Source organism: Dactylosporangium sp. NPDC050688 (genome assembly GCF_040654515.1).
In the GTDB taxonomy this organism is placed as follows: Bacteria; Actinomycetota; Actinomycetes; order Mycobacteriales; family Micromonosporaceae; genus Dactylosporangium.
The window spans coordinates 1-4,330 of sequence record NZ_JBFAIC010000156.1 but is presented as its reverse complement, the minus strand read 5'-3'; the positions used below and the strand labels follow the sequence as shown (position 1 = coordinate 4,330).

2 protein-coding genes are annotated in these 4,330 nt (G+C 72.5%); both read right to left on the bottom strand.

The genetic code is table 11. The features are described 5' to 3' along the window. A partial coding sequence (locus tag AB0H83_RS51520) for a type I polyketide synthase (protein ID WP_360111306.1) occupies positions 1–1,695 on the bottom strand: 1,695 nt, incomplete at its 3' end. Between the two features lie 30 nt (positions 1,696–1,725). After that, a partial coding sequence (locus tag AB0H83_RS51515; RefSeq protein WP_360111303.1) for an SDR family NAD(P)-dependent oxidoreductase occupies positions 1,726–4,330 on the bottom strand: 2,605 nt, incomplete at its 5' end.

Genomic DNA, 4,330 nt, shown 5'->3' with positions numbered 1-4,330 from the left:
CTCGTCATAGGCCGCCGCGAACACCGGAAACGCTTGATAGAGGCCACGGCCCATCCCCGACCACTGCGCACCCTGCCCCGTGAACAGCATCGCCGTACCACCGTCGGTGGCCTGGCCCCGGACCACGGTGTCGCCGAGCAGCACGGCCCGGTACTCGAACACCGCCCGCCCGGTCGCCAGGGAGTACCCGACATCGACCGGGTTGCGGTCCGCCACGGCCCGCAGCCGGTCCACCTGCGCCTCAAGAGCCTCAGGGGTACGCGCCGACACCGGCCACGGCACCACCGGCGGCACGACCGGCTCGGCGGCCGGGTCGACCGGTGCGGCTTCTTCGAGGATGACGTGCGCGTTCGTACCCGAGACGCCGAACGACGACACGGCGGCGCGGCGCGGCCGGTCCAGCGCCGGCCAGTCCCGGGCCTCGGTGAGCAGCCGCACCTCGCCCGCCGTCCAGTCGACGTGCGACGAGGGTGCGGTGACGTGCAGGGTGCGGGGCATCGTGCCGTGCCGGAGCGCGAGGACCATCTTGATGATCCCGGCGACACCGGCGGCGGCCTGCGTGTGGCCGATGTTGGACTTGACGGACCCGAGCCACAGCGGCTCGGCGCGGCCCTGCCCGTACGTGGCCAGGAGCGCCTGCGCCTCGATCGGGTCGCCGAGGCTGGTGCCGGTACCGTGCGCCTCGACCACGTCGACCTCGGTGGCCGCGACCCCAGCGGCGGCGAGCGCGGCGCGGATGACCCGCTGCTGCGCGGGACCGTTCGGGGCGGTGAGGCCGTTGGAGGCGCCGTCCTGGTTGACCGCGGAGCCGCGCACCACGGCGAGGACGGGGTGGCCGTTGGCGACGGCGTCGGAGAGCCGCTCCAGGAGCAGGACGCCGACGCCCTCACCCCAGCCGGTGCCGTCGGCATCCTCGGAGAACGCCTTGCACCGCCCGTCGACCGCGAGGCCGCGCTGGCGGGAGAACTCGACGAACACGCCCGGGGTCGACATGACGGTGACGCCGCCGGCGAGGGCCAGGGAGCACTCGCCGCGGCGCAGCGCCTGGGTCGCGAGGTGCACGGCGACCAGCGACGCCGAGCACGCCGTGTCGACCGTGACCGCGGGTCCTTCGAGCCCGAACGTGTACGACAGCCGCCCGGACACGACGCTGGCGGCGTTGCCGGTGCCGAGGTACCCCTCGACGTCCTCCTCGGCGTGGGTGAGCAGGTTCAGGTACTCCTGGCCGTTGGTGCCGACGAACACGCCGGTCGGGGTGCCGCGCATGGCCCGCGGGTCGAGGCCGGCACGTTCGAACACCTCCCACGACGTCTCCAGCAGCAGCCGCTGCTGCGGGTCCATCGCGAGCGCCTCACGCGGCGAGATGCCGAAGAGGCCGGCGTCGAACCCGGCGGCGTCGTCCAGGAACCCGCCGACGCGGGTGTAGGTGCTGCCCGGCCGGTCGGGGTCGTCGTCGAAGAGGGCGTCGAGGTCCCAGCCGCGGTCGGCCGGGAAGTCGCCGATGGCGTCCCGGCCGTCCAGCAGCAGCTGCCACAGGTCCTGCGGTGCGGCGACACCGCCCGGGAACCGGCAGCCCATCGCCACGATCGCGATGGGCTCCTGCTGGGCGGCCTCCAGTTCCCGCAGCCGTAGGCGGGTCTGGTGGAGGTCTCCGGTCACCCATTTCAGATAGTCCCGGAGTTTGTCCTCGTTCATGACAACCCCACCCGTCGCCCCGGGCTCACCTCATGACCGACCGAGTTCCTCGTGGATGAACGAGAAGAGCTCGTCGTCCGTCGCCGCATCGAACTGCAGTGAGGTGGCCGATTCTGATTCCGCTGTGCGCGCCTTGTCGAGCTTCGAAAGCATCACATGCAGCCGGGTGCGCACGGCAGCGTGAAGGTCATCCTCTGGGGAAATCACCGAAATCAGGGATTCGACCTTGTCGAGGTCGGCGAGGATCGGTAGCTGGGGGTTTCCGGGTACGCCGCCGGTCGCCTCAGCGTGCAGGTGGGCGGCGAGCGCGGCCGGTGTCGGGTAGTCGAAGACGGCGGTGGCGGGCACCTTGAGCCCGGTCCGGGCGGCGAGCCCGTTGCGGAACTCGACGGCCGTCAGCGAGTCGAACCCGAGGTCCCGGAACGCGTGCCCGGGCCCGACGAGCTCGGTGCCGCCGTGCCCGAGGACGGCCGCCGCCTGCTGCCGCACCAGGTCGAGCATGCCGGCGAGGTCCCACGTTTCGCGGTTTGGCAGCGGTACCGGTGGCGCGTACAGCCCGTCGAGCAACGGTGCGGGCCGGGTAGCGGTGAACGCGGGGCCGAACGTGTCCCAGTCGATGTCGGCAACAACGACGGTGCCGTCGGTGACGCGCCCCAGGACGGTGACCGCGGTGGCGGGGTGCATCGGCCGGACACCACCGCGGCGGTGCCGGTCGCCGAGATCCCCGGCCATGCCGTCCCCCGCCCACGACCCCCAGGCGATCGAAACACCAGGGAGCCCGGCGGCGCGGCGCTGCTCGGCGATCGCGTCCAGGGCAGCGTTCGCGGCGGCGTAGTTCGCCTGCCCCGCCGAGCCCACCGACCCCGCGAACGAGGAGAACAGCACGAACGCATCCAACGGCAGGTCACGGGTCGCGGCGTCGAGGTGCCTCGCACCGTCCACCTTGGCCGCCATCACCGCGGCGATCCGCTCCGCGGTCAACGCGTCGACGGTCCCGTCATCCAGAACGCCGGCGGCGTGGATGACCGCGTTCGGCGCATACTCCGCGACCAGCCGGGTCACCGCTGCGGCGTCGGTGACGTCGGCGGCCACCACCTCCACGCCCGGGATGTCGAGTGACAGGGCCTCCGGGCCGCGCCGGCTGACCAACACGATCCTGGCCGCACCCTCCGCGGCGAGCCACCTCGCGACATGCCCACCGAGGGCACCCGTGCCACCGGTCACCAACACCGTCCCCGACGGCCGCCAACCAGTCGCCGCCGTGGCCCGGGCCAGACGCCGCCCATGAGCGACACCGTCACGGACCATCACCTGGTCCTCGACACCACCGAGCAGTATCGGTAGCAACGCCGGGTCAGCGTCGGCGAGGTCGATCAGGCCACCCCAACGGTCCGGATGCTCCAGGGCAACCACCCGGCCGAGACCCCAGATCGCACGCTGCACCGGGTCGATGGCCGCACCCCGGGTCACACACCACAACGGCGCGTCGACAGCCACGGTCTGCACCATCGTGAGCGCCTCGACGGCGTCCCTGGGCAGCGCCACCACCCCGGCGAACGGCCCCTCCCGCAGACCGTCCACGCCGACCGCGTCCGCGCCCGCCGCGGTCAGCGCCGCTGCAACTTCGTCGGATCCGCCGCCGAGCACCAGCCACCTGCCCTGGAGCGCGGCGTCGCGGTGTGGCAGCGGTACCCATTCGTCGCGGTAGAGCCACCGGTCCACAGTGGACCTGCCGTGCCGCCATCTGACGATGGCGTCCAGATCCCCGGCCTCGACGGCGGCCCAGAACTCGCTGTCGGGTTGCGCGCGGTGGCGGACCGTCGGCCAGTACCGCTGCCGCTGGAACGGGTACGTGGGCAGCTCGACCCGGCGCCCGCCGGAGAGCAGCAGCGTCCAGTCCGGGGACCAGCCGGTGACGTGCGCCCGGGCGACGGCGGTCATCAGGGTGAGCGGCTCATCCCGGCCCTTGCGCATCGCCGGGACACCGTCGACCAGTGCGGAGAGGACCCCGTCCGGGCCGACCTCCAGGAACTTCGTCACGCCCCTGGCACGCAGCACCGCAACGGCATCGGCGAACCGGACCGTCCCCCGCACCTGGTCCAACCAGTAGTCCGGGTCCGTCACGTCGCCGGTGGACGTGGTCGCGATCGGGATCACCGGCGGGCGGAACGCCACCGACGACAGCACCTCACGGAACGCCGCCAGCATCCCGTCCATCCGCGCCGAGTGGAACGCATGGCTCACCCGCAGCCGCTTCGTCTTCGCGAACCGACCGGCCACCGCGGTGACCGCGTCCTCATCACCGGACACCACCACCGCGTCGGGACCGTTGACCGCGGCGATCTCCGCACCCTCGACCAGCGCATTGCGCACGTCCGCTTCAGAAGCCTGGATTGCCACCATCGCACCACCGGCCGGCAGCGCCTGCATAAGCCTGCCCCGGGCCTCAACCACCTTGCACGCGTCCTCCAGGGACCAGACCCCGGCCACGTGCGCTGCCGCCAGCTCACCGATCGAATGGCCGACCAGGTGATCCGGCCGCAGACCCCACGACTCCAACAGCCGGAACAGCGCCACCTCGACCGCGAACAACGCCGGCTGCGTCCACCGCGTCTCGTCCAACTCGGCGCCCTCG